The following is a 20,717-nucleotide window of genomic DNA, read 5'->3' as shown; positions in this document are numbered from 1 at the left end:
TGTATGGGCGCCACTTTCAATGTTTTCTGTTCTATTCGATACCTAATCAACTTTTACGGTTTCCATGATGTGGTCGTGGACCTCGTCCCCTTTGGTCACGTGGACCTTCACCATATATTCCCCCGCTTCAGGGAATGTGTGTTTCACTTCGTATTCTCCATTCCCTTTTTCCGTTCCGTCGATCCATTCATGTTTTTCGACGCCTTCCTGGGAAATTTCAAGCCTTACCTCCGCCCCGGTCAATGGTTTTTTGTCATTTTCCACATGGACGGTAAAGACTTCATCCTGAGAGGCTTTCAGTTCTTCCGGTGCCATAAAGTGGATGGAGGTGTCGCTTCCTTCATGGTGATGCTCATGATCTCCCCCATTGCCGATCGTGATTTCTTCCTTTGGCATCGTATGCATATCCCGGGCCGTCACATGGGCCTGGACAACATATGTACCATCCTGATCGAATGTCGTTTCCCCTTTATAAAGTCCTTCTTTATCATGTTTTGCTTCTACCATTTTACTATCTTCTTTTTTATCTTTCGGCCATACTTCAAATTCAAGCTCCCCTGCGTCATCCACTGCTTTATCATCTTGGGTCACCGTAACGGCAAGGGGGACCTTCTCCCCTTTATCTGCTTGTTTAGGAATATCGATTTGGGCATCGATCGGCTTTTGCATTTCCCCGCCGTCCGAAGACTTGTCATTTCCTTGTCCGCATGCAGCCAATACAATGGCAGCACCCATCAGAACCATCCATGCTTTTTTCATGGTCGATCCACTCCTTTACTTCATAGTTTCCATTCTAGTATTAATCGATCCTTCCACTAGTATACACCCGAGGAGGAGGACTGTATTTGTCCATTTTATGAAGGTCAGGAAGTAAGGCATTCATATACATACCCCTGCACTGTTGCTTCACTGAAAGATATCTTGGATTTTCATACTTCCCTTAAAGGTTTTGTTGTTTCCTTCGCCTTGGCATGCATCACTCTGACTGTGGGGATACATATTTAGACAAAAACATCCGAACGCATTCGATTCCAATTAAGGAACTCGAATGATTGTCCGGATGCTTTTTGTCAGGAACACATTTATCCTAGTTCCTGACTGTTATGCTTCTACAGGTTGATCTACCTGTTTTTTGAACTTCACAATGAAGAATGTCAACGTGATCAGGGCAAATACTGCAGCATATCCACAGAGGATGCCGAGATTATTCCACATGACCGTCATATCACCACTTGAGATGACCGCCTTGAATCCTGCAACCGAATAGGTCATCGGCAATAGCGCACTGATCGGCTGAAGGGCGGTAGGGATCAATTCCAGTGGGAATGTCCCTGCGCTTGTGGTCAACTGAAGAATCAGGATCACGATGGCAACGAAGCGTCCCGGGTCTCCAAGGATTGTCACAAGCATCTGGATAAGAGCAAGGAATGTAAAACTTGTCACCACTGAGAAGAGGAGGAACAGCGGTACACTTTCCACTTCAAGCCCGAGACCCCAAAGGAGTATGGCGACGGCTACAATTGATTGAATGATCCCTACGGTTGCAAGAACCATGAGTTTACCGAAGAACCAGCTTCCTCCATTGGAAGGAATGCCTGCAGGTTCCCTTAATGGGTAAACGATGGAGATCAGCAATGCACCGACGAATAGTCCTAGTGAAAGGAAATAAGGTGTAAACCCTGTACCGTAGTTCGGTACATGATTGATCTTCTCATTTTTCACGTCGACTGGAGCCGCCATCATGTCGGCGGTTTCTTCATTCGGTTTGACGCTGTTGGCTTTTTCCGATGCTTCCTTCAGTTTTTCATCGTACTCACCGGTTCCTTCAGAAAGTTTAGTCGAGCCATCCGCAAGCTTAGCTGAGCCATCTGCGAGCTGTCTGGATCCTTCCGTCAGTCGGCTCGAGCCATCATACAGCTGATCCATACCGGCACTTAACTCTCCAGCACCAGCAGCAAGACGCTGGGTTCCGTCTTTGGCCTCATTCAGCTTTCCGTTGAGGAGCGCGAAATTGCTCATGATTTCTCCTTGACCGGCCTGAAGTTTGCCTGCTCCCTCCTGGAGGGCTACCGATCCACTTTCAAGCTGATTCACTCCAGAAAGCAATGAACTCTGTCCTTCGTTCAAGGCACCGAGTCCTGAAGCAAGTGTACCCGCTCCCGTCTTAAGGGCACCTGCTCCTTCTTGGAGGGCACCTGTTCCTTGTTGAAGGGATGCTGTACCCTCGGTCAGCTGATTCAATGCTCCTTCCAATGCGGCTCTCTGCTCATCAGGGAGACTGGCAAGCAGTGGCGTCAATTGTTCTTTCAGCTGCTTCGAACCGGCGTTAACCTGCTCAGCACCTGTATTCACCTTGCCCGCCCCTTCCTGCAGTTCACCGATTTTACCTGTCAGTTCCTGGGCACCGGATTGGAGTTTCCCCGTATTGTCGATAGCCGACTGAAGACCTTGATCGACCTGGGTCAATCCTTCACTGCTTTGTACCAAACCTGAGGACAGGCTGTCGATTCCGGCCTGAATATCCTCGGATCCGTTATATAGTTTTCCATAGTTCTCGGAAAGCTGCCCCATGCCTCCCGACAGTTCGCTTGAACCGTCAGCCAGAGACTTGGCACCTGAGCGGGTTTTCTCGACACCATTATTCATTTCCACATTTTTTTCAGCAAGGGTTGTCAGATTATCCTTGAGGCTTCCTGCCCCTTTTGCCAGATCTCCTGCCCCTTTATTGATGTCCGCGGCTGAGTCACTCGCCGTTTTGAACCCGTCTCCAAGCTCTCCGATTTTATCGAACATCGTTTCCGCATACGTTTCAGAAACAGACTTGGATAAGCTTGCTTTGATTTCTTTCATTGCCGTCTCGCCGATCTGGGCGGACAAGAAGTTGAAGCTTTCATTCGGTACATACTTCAACGCAAGCTTTGTAGGATGATCATCAAGCAAGGTCGTACCGTTCTTTGAGAAGTCCTTCGGAATCTCCACCAGCATATAATATTTCTGCTTCTCGAGGTTTTTGTATCCATCTTTCTCATTCACAAAGTGAAAATCGAATTGGTCACTATCTTTCAATTTCTTGACCAACTCAGAACCGATTTCCAAGGACTGTCCCTCGAAGTCGGCTCCTTCGTCGTTATTCACGATGGCAACCGGAAGATCACTCAGCTGTTCATATGGATCCCAGAAGGCCCATAGGAACATACCGCTATACATGACCGGTATGAGGAGGACCGCGATGATTGGTATCAATAATTTCTTGTTTTTAAAAATGGCTTTAAATTCTGAGCCCGCAGATTTAAACATTTGTCTTCCCTCACATTCAAATTGACTATTTTGTTCATTTGGTCATATTGGTCATAAAATAAATGACCATATTATTCATTTGGTCATTCCGCTCCAAAAGAAAGGGACTATCAAAACGATAATCCTTCAATCAAATAAAGCTTAAAAAGATTGGCGATTTCATCTTTATCAAGTTCTCCCCGTTCACGCTCCCAATCGAAAATAAGAGCCACATAAAGCTTCAACATGACGAAAGCCGTCATTTCTGGATTGCATGGTTTGATTGCTTTCGACTCGATGGCCCTTGATATCCGTTCACTAAGGAACTCCACCACCATCAGTTCAAGCTTATGCAGGGCATCTGAGACAGCTGGCGTCCCCATTTCTCTTGCTTCCTGATAAAGTTTGATGGTGAGCTTATGTTCTTTCCGATATTCCAGCATAGAGAACAGGGCATTGTGAACGTTCTCGGAAAATGTCACGTTCGGAGAGATGGCTTCCTCTGCTCTGCCCTTCATTTCATTCATCAAGGAAAACGCTATTTCATCGAACAGCTCTTCTTTGTTGCTGAAAAACGTATAGATGGTCCCTTTCCCCACATTTGCAAGCTTTGCCACTTGATCCATGGTCGTAGCTTTATACCCGAATAAAGAAAAGGATTTAGTTGCTGCATCCACAATCTGTTTTTTACGGTCGATGATTTCCACCTCCAGATGACCGAATGACTAAATTTGATTTTTGGTCATTTCATTGCCGTTACTTAACTTACCACATACACCTACCTATAGCAAGAAGGAAATAGCACCCACAAGAAAAAAGGCCAAATCGGCAAGATTTGGCCTTTTGGGAGATGCATCAATCCTGAAGGAATTGCAGGGTCTTTTCCACTGCCGTTTCACCCTGTAAAACACAGTCGGGTATGCTCAGTCCCTCGAAGGAACTTCCGGTGATGAAAATACCAGGAATGGATTCCTCCGCCTTCCTTGCCATTTCCCTTATGCGGTCCCGGTGTCCGACCGTATACTGAGGCATGGATTGCTTATATCTCGACACAATAGTGAATTCCGGCTTCGCGTTCAATTCAACGATTTTGTTCAGATCCTCAATGACAATCTGCTCAATTTGATCATCGGAAAGATCAACAATCGCTTCATCGCCCGGTTTCCCTAAATAGCTCCTGATGAGTGCCTTTCCTTTTGGAGCCGTATGAGGCCATTTCCGATGTGTCCATGCAGCTGCCGTGAGGGAAAAATCACTGTTTCTCGACACGAGGAACTCGGTGCCGTCCCTTTTCTGCTTGATCGCATCATTGTCGAAGCCCATGGCAACGGTGGCGACAGAAGTGGCGGGCATCTCTTTCAGAAAATCCAGATACCCTTCTTGTGGAAGAAGTCTTTGAACCACGTGATGAGGAGCAGCCAGTATGACGGCATCGCACTCGATGCTTCCATCGGCAAAGGTGACGGAATATCCTTTCTCTTCTTTTCGGATATGGGTCGCCTTCATGCTTTTATACACCGTTCCCGGTTCGATCTTCGTCTCCAATGCGTCGATCATGGACTGCAGTCCGCCGGTAAAGGTCAGAAATCCGCCTTCTGATGTCTCTTTCTGGCTGTTTTTTTTGATTCCTGCTATCAAACTGCGATGTTTTTGTTCAAGTTCATAGAATTGCGGAAAGGTGGACATGAGGCTCATCTGATCGATGTCCCCTGCAAAAATGCCTGTCAAAAGGGGTTCAATGAGATGATCCACCACCTCATCTCCCATCCTTCTCCTGAAAAACGTACCGAGTGATTGGTCCTCCGTCATGTGAGAGCGAGGCAGGAGGAAATCTGCAGCTGCCCTCATCTTACCGGTGAGAGAGAAAAGATTGGTCGTGACAAAAGGTGCAATCTGGGTAGGGATGCCAACGATTGACCCTCCCGGAATAGGGTATAATTCCCCCCCAGCAATCACAAAGGACTTCCCTTTCTCATTCGTCACCAATGTATCGCTGATTCCGAGTTCCCCGGCCAGCTTCAGGATCGAGTCATTAGTCGTAAATACGGAATCAGGACCTTTCTCGATCACATATCCATCCCTTTTGACGGTCTGTACCTTACCGCCGACCCTGTGTGTCGACTCTACAAGTTTCACGTCATAAGGAAGCCCCTTTTCACGCGCTTCTTTTTGAAGGTAAAACGTTGCTGCCAATCCCGTAATGCCCCCGCCGATGACGACGACCCGCTTCTTCATTCTATCTGTCATACTTCATCGCCTTCTTTTATTCAAAGATCATAAAACACAGAGAAGGACTGGGCTGCGGGAATGGTTTCCTTCTGCCTCAGTCCAACTGCCTGAGCTACTGAATGTGCTTTAATACAACGTCTGCAAGGGCGTCAATGAATTCCGGCTTGCTATTCGGCATTTCCGGACGATAATAAGCCGCACCGATTTCATCCGTCACCACTTTACATTCGTAGTCATTATCATATAGTACTTCCAAGTGGTCGGATACAAATCCAACGGGAGTATAAACAAAGGTTTTGTATCCTTTTTTCTCATGGAGATCTCTGGTCAGATCCTGTACATCGGGACCCAGCCAAGGATCCGGCGTATTCCCTTCACTCTGCCATCCGACCGCATACTCCTTCACGCCGGCACCATCTGCAATCATACGTGCCGTGTCTTCAAGCTGCTTGGGATACGGATCCCCTGATTGGAGGATGCGCTGAGGCAGGCTGTGAGCCGACACAATCAGCACGGCTGATTCACGTTCCTCTGAAGACATACCCGCATAGGTTTCCTTCACACGGTCGACCCAGTACTGAATGAATTTCGGCTCATCGTACCAGCTCTCAACAGACGTAATGACTGGTCCTCCCAGTTTCTCTGCCGCTTCTTTCGCCCTGCCGTTATAAGACTTCACGCTGAAGGTAGAGAAATGAGGAGCAAGTACGATGGAGACCGCTTCTTCAATTCCATCTCGATGCATCTGTTCCACTGCATCTTCCACGAATGGTTCGATATGCTTCAGGCCGAGATACATTTTGAATTCAATCTCACCCTGCATATCATTTAAGTGTTCTTCAAGGCTCTTGGCCTGTTCCAGGGTGATCTTTGCCAAAGGGGAGATCCCCCCGATTGCTTCATACCGCCCCCGGAGGTCTTCAAGCAGTTCACTTGATGGAGTCCTACCGTGACGGATATGCGTGTAATAACGTTCAAGGTCTTCTTCTTTATAGGGGGTCCCGTAAGCCATGACGAGGAGACCCATTTTTTTCTTAGACATACCTCTTCACCTCTTAGTTGATAACTTGTCTGTGCATATTGTGCCATGTTTGGACCATTAATACCAAAAATAGTGCTCGGCAGATCGGTTATCTCGAACTATAGTCGTGTACAAAGGCAGCAAGCCTCTTCAATGTGTCCGGATTCACCTGAGGGAACACCCCGTGTCCAAGGTTGAAGATATGGCCAGGCAGTTCCATGCCTTGATCCAGTATCGCTTTTGTACGCTCTTCGATGACTTCCCATGGTCCAAGGAGGATCGCAGGATCAAGATTACCCATAAGGGTCTTCGTAAGCCCCATTCCCCTTGCTTCCTTGATCGATAGTCTCCAGTCCAGACCGACGACGTCAACCGGCAGGTCATGCCATTCCCTTGCCAGATGACTCGCACCCACCCCGAAGAGGATGAGGGGAACACCGGTTTCCTTCAATTCATTGAAGATTCGCTCCATATATGGCTTGATGAAATAACGGTAGTCCTGTACGTTCAGTGCGCCAACCCAGGAATCAAATATCTGAAACGCAGATGCTCCTGCCTTGATTTGTGATTTCCCATACGTGATGGTCATGTCAGACAGTTTGTCCATGAGGGCGAACCAGCTTTGAGGCTGTTCATACATGAAGGCCTTCGTCTTATTATAATTCTTTGATGGGCCACCCTCGATCATATAACTTGCCATGGTGAACGGTGCCCCTGCAAAACCGATCAAGGGAACCGACAGCTGCTCGGTTGTCAGGAGACGGATCGTATCAAGTACGTAAGGAACATCCTCTTCCGGGTGGATCTCGCCAAGCTTCTCCACATCCGACAGGGAGCGGATCGGCTGGTCGATGACCGGACCGATTCCAGACTTGATCTCTACATCCACTCCGATCGATGGGAGCGGTGACATGATATCCTTATAGAGGATGGCCGCGTCCACGTCGTATTGCTCGACCGGCAGTCTTGTCACATATGCGCAAAGTTCAGGCTGATGCGTGATTTCAAAAAGAGAATATTTCTCTTTGATCGCCCTGTATTCGGGCTGGGAACGTCCAGCCTGTCTCATGAACCATACCGGAGTATGCTCCGTATCTTCTCCCCTTGCTGCACGCAGCAGCGTATCATTCATTGCTTTCATACCTTTGTTCGTCCACCTTTCCTCGTACATCCAATATGTATAGTGTAGCCTAAGTAAAATTGATTCCAACAATTATGTAAGAGTTTTCATGAATATAGATGTTCTCAACTTCACTACTATAGACGTTTTCAGTCTGAAAGTATAGATTTACATGGCAACTGTCATAAAATTGCCGATTTTCACGGCTTCGCCACCGATTTATAAAACATTTCCCTCTTCATGTTACATGCAAACGGTTTTAGGGAAGAGTATAATAGAAGGTAACTATATCGCAAGAGGTGATGGACATGAAGATTTATATGACGACAGGGACCCATGATTTCCTAAAGACGATCAAAGACGAGCACCCGGGAGAGACAATGGTCCTCATGCAGGGAGAAGATGGACTTTTGATCCACGAAAGCGAAGGGGACAGCGTCTTCAGTTCCCCCCGCACCTATGACATCCTCGATTCATCCGGGGAGCTTACGGAAGAAGGGTTCGTGGTTTGCAACAATATACCTGTAACGGACGAAGGGCGCCCCTTATTCGAATACCGCTTTACCAATCGTGCCGGTCTTGTGGAAGAAGTGGAAGGGTTTATCTCAATCAGGGTATTGAGACCTCAGAGCTCTGATACATATGTGATCATGACACAGTGGAAGGATGAAAAAAGCTTCCTTGGTTGGCAGGAATCCAACCAGTACAAAAAGGCTCATGCCAAACGCGGAACGGAATCCGGAATCGACAATAAAAAAGACATCTTCCCCCGTTCATCCTATGTGACAAAATATCATGTGACGACCATCTGATGGTTTCAGTGGAGCCGCCGATTTTCGGCTGCTCCTTATTTGTGTGCCGGAATGGACAATATCCCCCCTATTCCCCAGGAAATGCACCACTCCTGGCACGAACAGGTTTCCCCTTTCATATCTTATTACTACAAATCAGGGCTTTTGCCCTGTAAGAATGGAAAGGGGTTTTCCTAATGGGAATCGATTTGACCTCCCTGCATTGGATCTATTTATCGTTCATCGGATTGATCATCGCGTTTATGGTGTTCAGAAAGGACACCACCATCATTTGCATCCTAGGGATTTTCACCATTGCCGCTGTCGCCACCGGCTCTTTGACCGGATCAATCAGTTCGATCTTCTCAAGCTTCATCTATGCGATTACCGAACTGCTCCCCACCATACTCGTCATTTCCATCATCGTTGCCATGAGCAGAAGTTTAACCTCCACCGGCATCAATGATGTGATGATCAAACCATTCGCTTCATTCATCCGTACTCCTACCCTTGCCTACTGGACAATCGGTCTCGTCATGATGTTCATCTCCTGGTTTTTTTGGCCATCGCCAGCTGTCGCCCTACTCGGAGCCGTCCTTGTTCCTGTCGCTCTCAGGGTGGGGCTTCCGGCACTCGGAATCGCCATGGCCATGAACCTTTTCGGACACGGGATTGCCCTATCAGGGGACTTTGTTATACAGGCTGCACCGAAGCTCACTTCGGATGCAGCAGGCATCCCGATTGGAGATGTTATTTCTGCAAGTATCCCACTGGTCATTATCATGGGGGTGGTCACGACCGTAACGGCTTTCATTTTCCTAAAGAGGGATATGAAGCAGGGAAAACTGAAGGTGGAGACTTCACCTTTGCTGTTCACCGAAACGGACACCTCATCCTCCCTCTCCCCTGTCTGGAGACGGATCATTGCCATTCTGATTCCCTCCGCCTTTATCCTGAATGTGGTGGCGATGTCTGTTTTCAATCTCCAGGGCGGAGATGCCACTGCATTGATTGGTGGTACCGCCATGTTCATCGTTCTTATCATCTCCCTTGCAGCATTCAAAGGAGATGGTTTGTCAAAAACCACCGGGTTCCTCATCGACGGATTCCAGTTCGGTTTCAAAGTGTTCGGTCCCGTCATTCCCATCGCAGCGTTCTTTTACCTCGGCGACTCAGGGTTTAATGCCATCATCGGTGATCACCTGCCGCAAACCTCACACGGTATCGTCAATGATTTGGGGGCAGCGTTATCAGCAGTCGTTCCGATATCTCAAGCAGTAGGTGCTGTTACACTGACTGCTGTAGGAGCCATAACCGGTCTTGATGGTTCAGGGTTTTCGGGTATTTCCCTCGTCGGGTCCATTGCTTCCCTATTTGCCGACAGCATTGGGTCTGGCGTTGCGACCCTCACAGCCCTCGGACAGATTGCTGCCATCTGGGTCGGTGGTGGGACACTTGTTCCATGGGCTCTGATTCCTGCAGCGGCGATTTGCGGGGTAGACCCTTTCGAACTCGCCCGTCGCAACCTTCTCCCGGTCACCATCGGATTGGTCGTAACGACAATTGCAGCCATGTTCCTTATGTAAAACGAAATGCGCCCCGGAAAGCAGGTTTTGCTCACGGGGCGCATTTTTGATATCTTCCTATGAATAGAAGCTACGAGTCTTTTCCACCTTGCTGACAGCAAGCACCCACCAGATCAAGAGCGGTTGGAAGAGGAGCCTCACCCAAAGCAGGGGAGCGTTTGCTTCTTCCGCCCCGGGGGCGGGAATGCCTTTGACGGCTGCATAGATATTGGCAGGAAAGATCAGGACCAGATAGACGGCCGTTACGATGCCGGTTTTTCTTCTCGTCTTCGGAATGAGAAGGAGGATGGCGAGTATGAACTCAAGTATCCCCGTCAGGTAGACCGCCTCCTCCTTCAGAGGAAGGAATGAAGGGATCATCCGCGCAAAGCCTTGGGCCTCTATGAAATGGAATACCCCCGCTGCAATGAAGAAGAAAGAGAATAGAACGAGACCGAACCATCTCACTACTTTTTTTCGACGTGACACACGTTTCCCCACCTTTCCACTCCATCATACTATATGTATTTCGCTCAGCGAAAGACAAAAGAAGGGATTACCAGTCATTCAAGCGTTTGGTAATCCCTTCTTGTTATTGCATAAAGGAGGCAGTCTTCGAAATCGGAGCCACGCCTGCGTGCCTGGCGCAACAACGCCTCTTCCTCGAACCCCGTTTTCTCAAGGACAGTCCTCGAACCTATATTGGAGTCACGTACCATCGCCCACATACGGTTCAGGCCAAGATCTTGGAACCCGAATGACAGGATCTTCTCCACGGCTGAAGTGGCATAGCCCCGCCCCCAGAACCGACTGCCGATCCAGTAGCCCAGTTCTCCTGCATCATGCTCCTGATTCCGTCTGATCACGATTGTACCGACGATGTCGGATTGGTATTCGATTGCAAAGTTATACTCCTCATCAGCTTCCCACAATGAGGGATGTGAGCGGATCCACTCCTCTGCATGTGAGACTTCATAAGGATGGGGCAAACCGATCGTATCTGCCAGGATCTTATCATCTGCAAGCCTGGTAATGGTTAATGCATCTTCCCGATGAAAAGGGCGTACACTGACTGTCATCCGCTCTTCACCCCTTTTCATGCTCGTGGAAATGACGGATCCGGTAAGCGAATTTCGCCGTCTCACCCAGCTGATCGAGAAGCTGGTAATTTGCGTACGCCCCTACAACCGCACCGATCCCAGGCACAAGCTGGAGCATTTTGATCAAATCGATATGATCCCTGTATTCCTGTTGGAATGTTCGCCAGTCCATGTCTTTGACCCGTTCTTTCTCCGCATTCCAGTCTTCGATCACGCTCAAGGTCTTCCGCTTATGCTCATCACTTGAAAACGCCAATTGAAATACATATAGGAGAAATAGCCTCTCTTCATAGACATTCACATCATAGCCGTGAATGATCGAGCATTCTGTAAGGAACTTCATCTTTATTGACAGGAGCAGAGGAAAATCCGCCATGCCGAGGAAGAGCCCTCCTGCTCCGGTGCCTGCACCTTCTATTGTAGCCGTCTTCCTGTAAAACTCCAGTCGCTCCTTCATGCTTTCTTCCCTTTCCTGAAGGTTTCCCTTTGCAGACACGGGATTCATCGGTAACCAGCCTCCGCTGTTGAGCGTGATCTCCACCATGCGGCGGATGCTGTCCGTTATCAGGTTATGGGCCTTCTCGGGAATCCACGTGTTCATTTTCGTCTGGGCCCTCTTGGATACTCTCTGCAGCCTGGAGGATTTACGTGTGATGCGGCGCTTCCACATATCTAGCTCTTGCTTTTCTATTTCCACTCTCATCCCTCCTCCACATGATGGTTAGTATACGTTCGGGTCATGAAGATGGTTTCACGAGTGAAGCGGATCATGCATTTTCTTCAACCTTCCCACCAGATAGTGGCGGCTGAACAGGAGTGAAAAGACACAACCTGTAGCAAGCACGATCACTCCCCCCAGCCACTCTCCCCTTACGATTAATGGGATGGATAAGACGAACGCCTGGATGATGAGTGCCTGCATGATCACGGTTTGAAACGATGACTCCTTCAGCTTCCGGGGAACCGGATAAAGAAGCACCCATATCTTATAGTCAAACCTTTTGAATAACGGGATGAGCTGGAAACCGGTCAAATACATGAAAAGGAGACCGGCGATCACGCTGAAGATCAAGGACGTATTGCTGTAAATCAAAACGGCGCCGATGAGGGTCAACCGGATATAGAGGCCAGAATATTCACTGGTCCTTACCAATGATCTGATATAAAGATAGCGGTATGACTTTCCTTGGTCCATCTCATTTGGCAATAAGGCATCGAGCCACTTCCTCCGATGAACCTTTCCTTTTAATTTCGGGACATCGGTGAACATATTGGCCATGCGGTAGAACATGAGCATACGCTGCTGCTCAAGGGTAATCAGCAGGTCCCATTTCAGATTTTTCCCTTTGGCAACCTGCATGAAATACCCCACGTATAGGAGCTGGATGACTGCAATCGTTGCAATGACCCAGAGGTGAGCACCAGAGAGAATCAGATACATGATGCTGCCGCTCAATAGAAAGCGGAAGAACGAATCAGTGAAATGGACACTCCTCTCCTGAAAACGGAGGATCTGCCACCGCATGAGAAGGTTCCACCATTTCACGGCCAGGACGATGATCAGAAGCGGGAAAAAGGTGCTGAATCCCTTCCCCGTCACTGCAACATACATAGGCATCATGGCAGCGAGCACAATAAGCTGGATGTAGGATTGAAAAGCGAAGCTCACCCAGAGGCTCTTCGTGAAATAGCCCTTCAATTTCTTCTCAAGAGGGAGCAGGAACACCGCATCGGCTTCGCGGAGGAAGGTATATACAGGGCTCCATGCCAGAACAAGTCCCAAAATGACAGCCATGATCAGAGGAGCAGGAAAAGACGGTTCCAATGTCTTGACCCACTGATTGTATGTATAGGCTCCTCCGCCGAATGCGAAGATCAAGACAAATAAAAGGTGATCATTGAACATGTACTTCAGATATTTTTGAAGCTCAAGGGTATATTCCGTCACCCGCTGCTTCCAGATCCCATTTACATTATTCATCATCCGATTCTTCCTTTGTCAGTTGAATGTAAATATCGTCAAGGGTGGCCCCAGCCATCGTGAATTCCCTCCGCAAATCGTCTAGGGTCCCTTTTGCACGGATTTTCCCCTCATGCAGGATGACGAACGAGTCACAATAGCGTTCGGCCGTCGCCAGGATGTGTGTGGACATGAGAATGCCGGCTCCCGTTGCTTTCATCTCCTCCATGGAATCAAGAAGTGACTGGATGCCGAGGGGATCAAGCCCGACAAATGGTTCATCGATGATGTACAGGCTTGGCTGGATCAGGAACGCACACATGATCATTACTTTTTGCTTCATTCCCTTTGAGAAATGGGCAGGGAACCACTTCAGTTTCTTTTCCATCCTGTAGGCCTTCAGCAATCCGGGGAGACGATCGGAATACTCTTCTTCCGTCAATCCGTATGCCATGGCTGTCAGCCTTAAATGCTCTTCAAGGGTGAGCTCATCATAAAGGATCGGTGTTTCGGGAATGTAGGAAAATTGTTTACGGTACTGCTCGGGATCTTTCTTCAGGGTCTTTCCGTTGATGGATACATCCCCCTGCTTTGCTTCCATCAGTCCGATGATATGCTTGATCGTCGTACTTTTACCTGCCCCGTTCAATCCGATCAGTCCTACAATTTCATTGGACTCGATTGAGAAGGAAATATCTTTTAATACAGGCTTACGTGTATATCCACCAATCAAATGGTTGATTTCCAATAATGCCAAAGCGAAAACGTCCTTTCTCTGCACAGTCTTTGCTTCATTTTATCAAAATTCCGTTATGAAGGCATGTTTGATCTACAACTTTTCCATTATCTAGTACAAATAAATACCTACAGACGGGTCATCCTATAGTTGTAGGGGTAAGGCAATAAGAAAAACGGGGTGGTTGTTAAAGACCAGGATCCGAATTTCACTAATTGTTGTAGCATTTATGCTCTTCTTTAGTGAATGACATTCATTCACCATTCATTCAGACAAATGAGGTGTTTGTTAAAGAACAAGTTGACGTATATCCAAACACTTATTCGCTTTACGTGATGTAAGGAGATGGAGATGGTCACATTGCACGAGTCATTCGTATGTATGCAAACCGTCAAATGAGGTGGTTGTCCAAGACGCTCAAGATTTTTCAAAAATCGATTGCGATAGGATCGTTCCGTTCACCTGCTGAATGGAATCGCCGACTTTACGAAAAGCATCAGGAAGCACAGCCCCTACATGGAGAGGCGGGACATTCGTTCCCGTCTCTTCTTCATTTATATCTGCACCCGTGATAAAATACAACTACTACATATTGAAGGGTGGATATACAATGAGCGACTGTATTTTTTGTAAAATCATTGATGGGAAGATCCCATCCACAAAAGTATATGAAGATGAAAACGTGCTTGCCTTCCTGGATATCAGCCAAGTGACGAAAGGGCATACACTGATTATCCCGAAGCAGCATATGGAAAACGTTTATGAGCTTTCCCCTGAAGCGGCCGGGCACGTGTTTCAGGCGGCTCCGAAAGTGGCGTCTGCCATCAAGGAAGCGTTCCAACCCATCGGGCTGAATCTCCTCAGCAACACAGGGGAAGCAGCCGGCCAATCCGTGTTTCATTTCCATCTGCATCTCATCCCGCGCTACGGTGAAGGCGACGGATTCGGCGCCGTCTGGAAGACCCATACGGACGACTACACCCCCGAGGACCTGCAGGAAATCGCCGCATCCATCTCTGGCCATATTTGAGAAGGAACAGGTCCGTTGACATGAGAGGCCGATGTGTTATAATAGTCCTAACTTTTCGCTGATGGCAATAGTGCACATCAGGAGGAGCAGAGAAAGCATAGACGAGTTGAGGAGAGATGAAGATGAATACTAAAACGCTTGTATCCCTGTCACTATTGATCGGGATCGGAACCGCACTGCATGCCGTAATCCCTGGGATCTTCCTTGGTATGAAGCCTGACATGATGCTTACGATGATGTTTTTAGGGATCATGCTGTTCCCTGCCAAGAAAAATGTACTGCTTGTGGGACTGTTGACCGGTGTCATTTCCGGATTAACCACCCAGTTCCCTGGAGGATTCCTCCCGAACCTGATCGACAAGCCCGTGACAGCATTTGTTTTTTACGGATTATTCTTGCTTACAAGAAAGTACTCCCGATCCATTTTGGGAGCAATTGTACTGACAGCCATCGGAACGCTCGTTTCCGGAGCCATCTTCCTTGGTTCAGCTTCAGTCATCGGCGGTCTTCCTGGAGCATTCATCGCCCTGTTCGCAGCGGTCGTACTGCCTGCTACAGTCGTCAACGCCGGTGCAATGTTCGTCGTATATCCGATCATCAATGGTATCTTAAAGCGTTCTTCCATAAGCGAAGCGGTCACGTCAGATCAGCTTCAATGAAAAAAGGCCCCCTTTGGGCCTTTTTTTTATGAAGCAATCCACCACAGGATGCTGCCGACCACTAGGGAAGCTGCTCCCGCCGTCCCCATCAACCCCGCCCTTTTCTTCAAAATGCTCTTAGGGGGATAGATCCCCGGTCTTTGAAAACTCATAATATTGTACACCATACTGATCACCAAAATCACACTGAGAGCAAAGAAACCGAAAATGATCCCGTCCATTCTTCCCCCTCCTCTCCCTTATTCGTATGCGTCCATTCGAATACTTATGAACAATCCCGTTTCAAACTGTTACAATAGGGAAAAGGATATCTACATCTTTTGTAGAATAATAATACTACCAAGCAATCAGAGGTGAAGGGCATGAAAGTGAAATCATTGATGTACGGTTTGATCGTGGGCGGCATCGTCGCAGGTGCAGGCTCCCTTCTCTCAGCTCCTTCTTCAGGGAAGGAATTGAGGGGAAAACTGAAAGATAAGCAGAATGATTGGAAGCTGACGCTCGAAGACTTAAAAGAGCGGGCAAATGAACTGAAGGAATCCATCGGAACGCTTTCTCAGGAAAGCAAGGAAACCGTTCTTCAGCTTTCAAAAGATCTTCAGGCTTCCATTAAAGAGTGGCAAATATCGACCGCTCCGAACAACGAGCGCCTGCAAAAAGAAATCGAGACCGTAAGACAAACGATTGAAGATCTAGAAAAATCCATCGATCTTCCAGGTTCGTCCCAATCGAAGTAAATCATAGGGAAAGCCCGTATCCACCTTGTATGTTCCAAAACATGAAGGCCTTTGCGATGCGGGTTTTTCAATTCCCTGCATGAACTTCTAAAAATTTTGTGAATTTAGACTTTATTATTCATTACTTTATTGGCATAATAAAATATAAGCGCTTTCTTTTTAACAGCCTGGTGCTTCAAAGGAAAAAGAAAAGGGGAAAAGATTTTTTAGTAAAGTGGGTGAAAGAGATGAAGGAAAGAGAATTCACATTAAAAGAGGCAATGCTCTTCAGCCAGCGGATGGCACAGCTCAGCAAAGCTCTGTGGAAAGCCATCGAAAAGGACTGGCAGCAATGGATCAAGCCGTATGATCTCAACATCAATGAACACCATATTCTCTGGATCGCTTATCATCTAAAAGGTGCTTCCATATCAGATGTAGCCAAATTCGGTGTCATGCATGTATCCACGGCATTTAATTTTTCCAAGAAATTAGAGGAGCGGGAACTGCTGGAGTTTTCAAAAAGGGAAAACGATAAACGCAACACGTATATCAGGCTGACGGAGAAAGGAGAACGCATTCTTCTCGATTCCATGAAGAATTACGATCCTGACCATCACGCTATTTTCCAAGGGGTCTCTCCCCTCAGGGAGCTTTACGGAAAATTTCCGGAAATGATCGAAATGATGAGCGTGGTGCGCAACATCTATGGGAATGATTTCATGGAGATTTTCGAAAAGTCGTTCGACAACATCAAAAATGACTTCTCCGATGACAATGGAAAACTGACTGAACTTTTCCAGGAAGAAGATGACTTAGAGAGTTCTAAAGACATTTCCTGAGCTGGGTCATGAGAGAAGGATATAATCCTTGGTTGAGGCACCCCTCGATGACCCGCTCGACAGTAAGCCTGCGGTCGATCCTACGTTCAAATTCTTTAAAAAGCGGAGTAAAATAGACAAACCCTTCCGCTTTTTGTTTTTGGCATTTATTGTTCAATCCCTCACATAACTGGAAGAATGCTCTTACATCTTCCTCATCAAGCCCTGCCTTCATGACCTCCCTGTAAAATAAAGTGGTATGCCCCGGCATCATTTCCAACATGAGCCTTTGATAATATTCCAGCTTTTCCACTCTTCTTAACAAATCATCCATTCCAATCACCATTCCATATGCATAGTTTCTCTTTTCCATTGTACAAGACATTCCGTACACTTGTCTCTTTTAATCATCACTTCTCCTCTAATCAAGCCCGTGCAGACTCCCCTGAAGGCATCACGGTTTTATTTTTTCCTCCCCTAAAAAAGTATTGATTTTCAGCAGCAATCATAATACAGTATGTAAGGCGCTTTTCACCATACCGAACGCCTTTTGGAGGAAACACGTAATGCACTGCTGGAAATCCGTTGATAAAGAAAGACATTTCGGGTATCATCGAGTCTTTTTACTTTCATCCATCGTGATGATGATGGTATTCTCATTTATATACGTACCGATTAATGTATTGAAACATCGTGTATTTTATGATCATCACATCCTGCTCTTTTTAGCAGGCTTGTTGAGCATCTATCCCCTGCATAAGATCTGCCACGCACTGCCGGTCTTGCACTGTGCACGGAATATGACATGCACGCTGAGAAGACAGATAGGGATCTTACCGACCGTAACGCTCAGATTGAATGTGCCGATCACCAAATGGAGATACGGGATGGCATTAACCGCCCCATTCTTTGTACTCAATTCATTCCTGATGTTCGGTTGCTTCCATTTTCCTCATTACTCCCATTACTTCATCATGCTGACTGCCTTCCATACGGGCATCTGCTTAATCGATTTTCTTTGTGTAAGGACACTGCTCTTTTCTCCGAGGAGGGCGATGATCGAGGAAAATGAGGATGGATATGAGATATTGATTGAACAATGAGGGGTCGCCCCCCTCACTAGGCTATTTTCGTATTCCTGCTCTTCATCAAAAGCAGAGGCTTTATACACGAACACGAATACGAAAAGAGCTTAGTTTCCAATTTTTCGTCAATACTCGCCCTACCAATCACCCCATTAATTTGGTATTGTATAGCTTATAGGAGAGAACGGGGAGGGACCTGGATGATCACCGTATTTATCATGTTTATCGTATTCGCACTGTTCATTCTGTTCAACATCAACAGAATGACCTTCGCACTCTGTGCACAAAAGGAAATACCCGAAGAACGTCAGCCGAAAGTATACGCAACCATCAACATCCTCATCACCATACTGCTGATTTCATCTTATGTGGAAATCTTATTTACATAGACAAAGAAAAGCGGAGGCGGGTCGCTCTGACCCGACAAGCATAAGACGAGCCACCCAGAAAGGCGTTCTTGGCCTTTTTGGGTGGCTTGACTTATGACCTCGAGGGTCAACCCGCCGGAGCTGGTTAAAGAAAAGCAGAACCAACATCCTTACCAATTCAAAAAACAAGCCCCCCGGATCGTCTTCAACGACTCTTCGAGGGGCTTGCTTTATTTTAGCTAAAAATAGAAGCCTGCAAAAGGAATCAATCCTCCCTTTTGCGTGCTTCCCTTCTTTTGAAAAACTGCCGTGAATGTTCACAGCAGCCTAACAAGTCCTTTCGGTTCAATTCACTTTATTAGCAAACGTATGCTGCACCGATGATGATAAGCAAGATGAATAGAACAACGATTAGAGCGAAACCTCCGCCATACCCGCAAGCACCTGACATATGCGCTTCCTCCTTTCATGTATGAGAAGCATCGGATGAGATAGGCAAAAAGGGGACGTTGCTGCAAGTAATGCCCCCTCTTTGATCCTGATCCGTCAATTCCTAGTATTTTTGGCTATCTTATAGCCAAGCTGCACCTACAATGATCAACAAGATGAACAGTACAACAATTAACGCGAAACCTCCGCCGTATGCGTTACCCATTACGTTCCACCTCCTTTGAAGCGCTAATGCATTATATTCAAGTAGACGTCTAATGGTTTTAGGCTATTGTCATATTTCTTATTAGCAAATAAACGCGGCACCAACGATGATTAATAAGATGAACAATACAACAAGCAATGCAAATCCTGAATTGTATCCACAGCTCATGATCATTACCTCCTTTTCTCTCTTCGCTGATATCATATGAACGAATCTGGGAATTGGGTATGTTATCTGCCTATTTTTATCAAGAATAGTTTGGAAATTATTTTTTTTCATCCAAAAAGTGTGATATAGTATGGGTTGTAGATTTTAGCCAAGCATGACTGAAAATAGCTTAGGAGTTGATCACCATGAAGAAGTGGATCCTTTCCGTATCACTTGTTGCCGGTGCCGTGGGACTAGCAGGATGCAGCGGTAATGGGGCAGACGATAAAGATGTAGTTGCGACAACGAAAGCCGGGGATATCACCAAGGATGAACTGTATGATTCAGCGAAACAAAAGTTCACTCCACAAATGGAACAAGCCCTGCAGGAACTCGTTTATACAAAAGTTCTCGATGAGAAGTATGATGTTTCTAAAGATGAAATCAACAAAAAGATGGACGAAGCGAAAGAACAGCTCGGTGATCAATTCGATATGTTCCTTCAACAGTACAACCTTGATGAAAAATCCTTTAAAGAGTATTTGAAGCTTCAGCTTCTTCAAGAGAAGGCGGCTACATCAGATATAAAGGTCACTGACAAGGAACTCAAGGATTATTACGAAAATTGGAAAGCTCCGATTGAAGTAAGGCACATCCTCGTGGAAGACGAAAAGACTGCGAAGGAAGTCAAAAAGAAATTGGCTGACGGGGGTAAATTCGAAGATCTTGCAAGCGAGTATTCAACCGATACCGCTTCTGCAGCTAACGGTGGCAGCCTTGGATGGGTTGATAATGCCGGACGCCAAAGCTTTGTACCTGAGTTCTCAAAAGCCCTTGACTCCCTGAAAAAAGGTGAGGTCAGCGATCCTGTGAAGACAGATTATGGCTACCACATCATTGAAGTGACCGATACGAAAGAAAAGAAACCGTTCAAAGATATGAAAAAAGATCTTGAGCAAGAGCTTAAACTTTCAAAAGTGGACCAGTCTAAAATCCAGGAATCCATGAAGGACGAAATCGAAAAAGCAGATCTTAAGATCAAGGATAAAGATCTCAAAGATGCATTCGAACAAGTCCTGAACGGTACGCCAGCACCGGATGCTGCTGCCCCTGAAGGCAATGCAACGACCGAATCCGATACAAAAGAATGAACCCAAAAAAGACAGTCCGGAGATTATTCTCCGACTGTCTTTTTTCTTTAATGACGATTTGATCAAGAGGACACGCGCCGCCGCTCTTTTTCTTCTTCCATGCGGGTCATATAGACCTCGCCCTCTTTCGCGATCCATTCATCCTCCTGGGCCTTTTCCTGCCTTGCCGACTTAATGGTCATGAACGCACTGACAAAGATCCCTGCTACAATGAAATACATCCAAATCGGTAATGTCATCTGCTTCAACTCCTTATAGGTTTGTCCTTACTTCACCATATGAAGAGG

At 46.8% G+C, this 20,717-nt stretch carries 27 protein-coding genes; 9 read left to right on the top strand and 18 right to left on the bottom strand.

Translation table 11 applies throughout. The annotated features are described in order from the left end of the window. Positions 1-42: 42 nt before the first annotated feature. The 6 genes from K6T23_RS08130 to hemE all read right to left on the bottom strand — a co-directional run bounded on the left by K6T23_RS08130 (position 43) and on the right by hemE (position 7,667). On the bottom strand, positions 43-759 hold the full coding sequence (locus K6T23_RS08130; RefSeq protein ID WP_148985458.1) for a FixH family protein: 717 nt from the start codon (positions 757-759) through the stop codon (positions 43-45). Between the two features lie 342 nt (positions 760-1,101). Next, complete coding sequence (locus K6T23_RS08125) at positions 1,102-3,297, bottom strand: YhgE/Pip domain-containing protein (protein ID WP_238284130.1); 2,196 nt, start codon at positions 3,295-3,297, stop codon at positions 1,102-1,104. Positions 3,298-3,407: 110 nt separating this feature from the next. Next, a complete protein-coding gene (locus tag K6T23_RS08120; protein ID WP_238284400.1) occupies positions 3,408-3,974 on the bottom strand; it encodes a TetR/AcrR family transcriptional regulator in 567 nt (188 codons plus the stop codon). Positions 3,975-4,131: 157 nt separating this feature from the next. Continuing rightward, positions 4,132-5,523: a protoporphyrinogen oxidase gene (hemY, locus tag K6T23_RS08115; RefSeq protein WP_238284129.1), complete on the bottom strand. Its 1,392-nt coding sequence runs from the start codon at positions 5,521-5,523 to the stop codon at positions 4,132-4,134. A gap of 94 nt (positions 5,524-5,617) precedes the next feature. Continuing rightward, the gene (gene hemH / locus K6T23_RS08110) at positions 5,618-6,547 is read right to left on the bottom strand and encodes a ferrochelatase (RefSeq protein ID WP_238284128.1); all 930 of its coding nucleotides are present in this window, start codon (positions 6,545-6,547) and stop codon (positions 5,618-5,620) included. A gap of 88 nt (positions 6,548-6,635) precedes the next feature. Continuing rightward, positions 6,636-7,667: a uroporphyrinogen decarboxylase gene (gene hemE / locus K6T23_RS08105; protein WP_238284127.1), complete on the bottom strand. Its 1,032-nt coding sequence runs from the start codon at positions 7,665-7,667 to the stop codon at positions 6,636-6,638. Positions 7,668-7,954: 287 nt separating this feature from the next. Between hemE and K6T23_RS08100 the strand changes: the two genes are divergently transcribed. Together K6T23_RS08100 and K6T23_RS08095 are read left to right on the top strand one after the other, a co-directional pair. Next, positions 7,955-8,458, top strand: a complete 504-nt coding sequence (locus tag K6T23_RS08100; RefSeq protein WP_053427607.1) for an antibiotic biosynthesis monooxygenase family protein — start codon at positions 7,955-7,957, stop codon at positions 8,456-8,458. Between the two features lie 176 nt (positions 8,459-8,634). Continuing rightward, positions 8,635-10,023, top strand: a complete 1,389-nt coding sequence (locus K6T23_RS08095) for a hypothetical protein (RefSeq protein ID WP_148985461.1) — start codon at positions 8,635-8,637, stop codon at positions 10,021-10,023. A 57-nt stretch (positions 10,024-10,080) separates the two neighbouring features. On the opposite strand, the gene K6T23_RS08090 is transcribed toward K6T23_RS08095, so the two are convergent. From K6T23_RS08090 to K6T23_RS08065, 6 genes are all read right to left on the bottom strand, one after another. Continuing rightward, complete coding sequence (locus tag K6T23_RS08090; protein WP_238284126.1) at positions 10,081-10,491, bottom strand: DoxX family protein; 411 nt, start codon at positions 10,489-10,491, stop codon at positions 10,081-10,083. A gap of 74 nt (positions 10,492-10,565) precedes the next feature. Beyond that, entirely contained in the window at positions 10,566-11,081 is a 516-nt protein-coding gene (locus K6T23_RS08085; RefSeq protein ID WP_238284125.1) for a GNAT family N-acetyltransferase, read from the bottom strand. Between the two features lie 7 nt (positions 11,082-11,088). Then, on the bottom strand, positions 11,089-11,772 hold the full coding sequence (locus K6T23_RS08080) for an EcsC family protein (protein WP_420493506.1): 684 nt from the start codon (positions 11,770-11,772) through the stop codon (positions 11,089-11,091). Positions 11,773-11,853: 81 nt separating this feature from the next. Beyond that, positions 11,854-13,086, bottom strand: coding sequence for an ABC transporter permease (locus K6T23_RS08075; protein WP_238284123.1), 1,233 nt, complete (start codon positions 13,084-13,086; stop codon positions 11,854-11,856). Then, the gene (locus K6T23_RS08070; protein ID WP_079515770.1) at positions 13,076-13,819 is read right to left on the bottom strand and encodes an ABC transporter ATP-binding protein; all 744 of its coding nucleotides are present in this window, start codon (positions 13,817-13,819) and stop codon (positions 13,076-13,078) included. Before K6T23_RS08070 ends, K6T23_RS08075 begins: the two co-directional genes overlap by 11 nt. Before the next feature lie 396 nt (positions 13,820-14,215). Further along, the gene (locus tag K6T23_RS08065; protein ID WP_179125785.1) at positions 14,216-14,380 is read right to left on the bottom strand and encodes a hypothetical protein; all 165 of its coding nucleotides are present in this window, start codon (positions 14,378-14,380) and stop codon (positions 14,216-14,218) included. Between the two features lie 28 nt (positions 14,381-14,408). Between K6T23_RS08065 and K6T23_RS08060 the strand changes: the two genes are divergently transcribed. Together K6T23_RS08060 and K6T23_RS08055 are read left to right on the top strand one after the other, a co-directional pair. After that, positions 14,409-14,828: an HIT family protein gene (locus tag K6T23_RS08060; RefSeq protein WP_148985465.1), complete on the top strand. Its 420-nt coding sequence runs from the start codon at positions 14,409-14,411 to the stop codon at positions 14,826-14,828. Positions 14,829-14,950: 122 nt separating this feature from the next. Beyond that, positions 14,951-15,487: a tryptophan transporter gene (locus tag K6T23_RS08055; protein ID WP_056538020.1), complete on the top strand. Its 537-nt coding sequence runs from the start codon at positions 14,951-14,953 to the stop codon at positions 15,485-15,487. Positions 15,488-15,513: 26 nt separating this feature from the next. Here the strand turns inward: K6T23_RS08055 and yhzF are convergent, their stop codons facing one another. Then, complete coding sequence (gene yhzF, locus K6T23_RS08050) at positions 15,514-15,708, bottom strand: membrane protein YhzF (protein WP_079515768.1); 195 nt, start codon at positions 15,706-15,708, stop codon at positions 15,514-15,516. 141 nt (positions 15,709-15,849) lie between these two features. Here yhzF and K6T23_RS08045 point away from each other — a divergent pair, with 141 nt between their 5' ends. Continuing rightward, on the top strand, positions 15,850-16,224 hold the full coding sequence (locus K6T23_RS08045) for a YtxH domain-containing protein (protein ID WP_053427613.1): 375 nt from the start codon (positions 15,850-15,852) through the stop codon (positions 16,222-16,224). 227 nt (positions 16,225-16,451) lie between these two features. After that, positions 16,452-17,045: an HTH-type transcriptional regulator Hpr gene (locus tag K6T23_RS08040; RefSeq protein WP_048004405.1), complete on the top strand. Its 594-nt coding sequence runs from the start codon at positions 16,452-16,454 to the stop codon at positions 17,043-17,045. Here K6T23_RS08040 and K6T23_RS08035 read toward each other — a convergent pair. Then, positions 17,029-17,397 (bottom strand): DUF1878 family protein, encoded by a 369-nt coding sequence (locus tag K6T23_RS08035; RefSeq protein WP_235563606.1) that lies wholly within the window; start codon positions 17,395-17,397, stop codon positions 17,029-17,031. The two genes, K6T23_RS08040 and K6T23_RS08035, sit on opposite strands and share 17 nt — an antisense overlap. A 193-nt stretch (positions 17,398-17,590) precedes the next feature. Between K6T23_RS08035 and K6T23_RS08030 the strand changes: the two genes are divergently transcribed. Then, entirely contained in the window at positions 17,591-18,127 is a 537-nt protein-coding gene (locus tag K6T23_RS08030) for a DUF3267 domain-containing protein (RefSeq protein WP_238284122.1), read from the top strand. Between the two features lie 182 nt (positions 18,128-18,309). After that, positions 18,310-18,498, top strand: a complete 189-nt coding sequence (locus tag K6T23_RS08025) for a hypothetical protein (protein WP_053427615.1) — start codon at positions 18,310-18,312, stop codon at positions 18,496-18,498. A gap of 337 nt (positions 18,499-18,835) precedes the next feature. On the opposite strand, the gene K6T23_RS08020 is transcribed toward K6T23_RS08025, so the two are convergent. The 3 genes from K6T23_RS08020 to K6T23_RS08010 form a co-directional block, all read right to left on the bottom strand. Continuing rightward, positions 18,836-18,928, bottom strand: a complete 93-nt coding sequence (locus K6T23_RS08020) for a YjcZ family sporulation protein (RefSeq protein WP_079515766.1) — start codon at positions 18,926-18,928, stop codon at positions 18,836-18,838. Between the two features lie 120 nt (positions 18,929-19,048). Next, a complete protein-coding gene (locus K6T23_RS08015; protein ID WP_032089274.1) occupies positions 19,049-19,132 on the bottom strand; it encodes a YjcZ family sporulation protein in 84 nt (27 codons plus the stop codon). Between the two features lie 81 nt (positions 19,133-19,213). Beyond that, positions 19,214-19,300, bottom strand: coding sequence for a YjcZ family sporulation protein (locus tag K6T23_RS08010; RefSeq protein ID WP_048004408.1), 87 nt, complete (start codon positions 19,298-19,300; stop codon positions 19,214-19,216). 185 nt (positions 19,301-19,485) lie between these two features. Between K6T23_RS08010 and K6T23_RS08005 the strand changes: the two genes are divergently transcribed. Continuing rightward, positions 19,486-20,430, top strand: coding sequence for a peptidylprolyl isomerase (locus K6T23_RS08005; protein WP_079515764.1), 945 nt, complete (start codon positions 19,486-19,488; stop codon positions 20,428-20,430). Between the two features lie 62 nt (positions 20,431-20,492). On the opposite strand, the gene K6T23_RS08000 is transcribed toward K6T23_RS08005, so the two are convergent. Further along, a complete protein-coding gene (locus tag K6T23_RS08000; RefSeq protein ID WP_079515763.1) occupies positions 20,493-20,669 on the bottom strand; it encodes a sporulation YhaL family protein in 177 nt (58 codons plus the stop codon). Between the last annotated feature and the right edge of the window lie 48 nt (positions 20,670-20,717).

The sequence above is a fragment of the Rossellomorea marisflavi genome (assembly GCF_022170785.1).
GTDB lineage: Bacteria > Bacillota > Bacilli > Bacillales > Bacillaceae_B > Rossellomorea > Rossellomorea marisflavi_B.
Note: the sequence above shows the minus strand (reverse complement) of the source record. Positions and strands in the feature narration are given on the sequence as shown.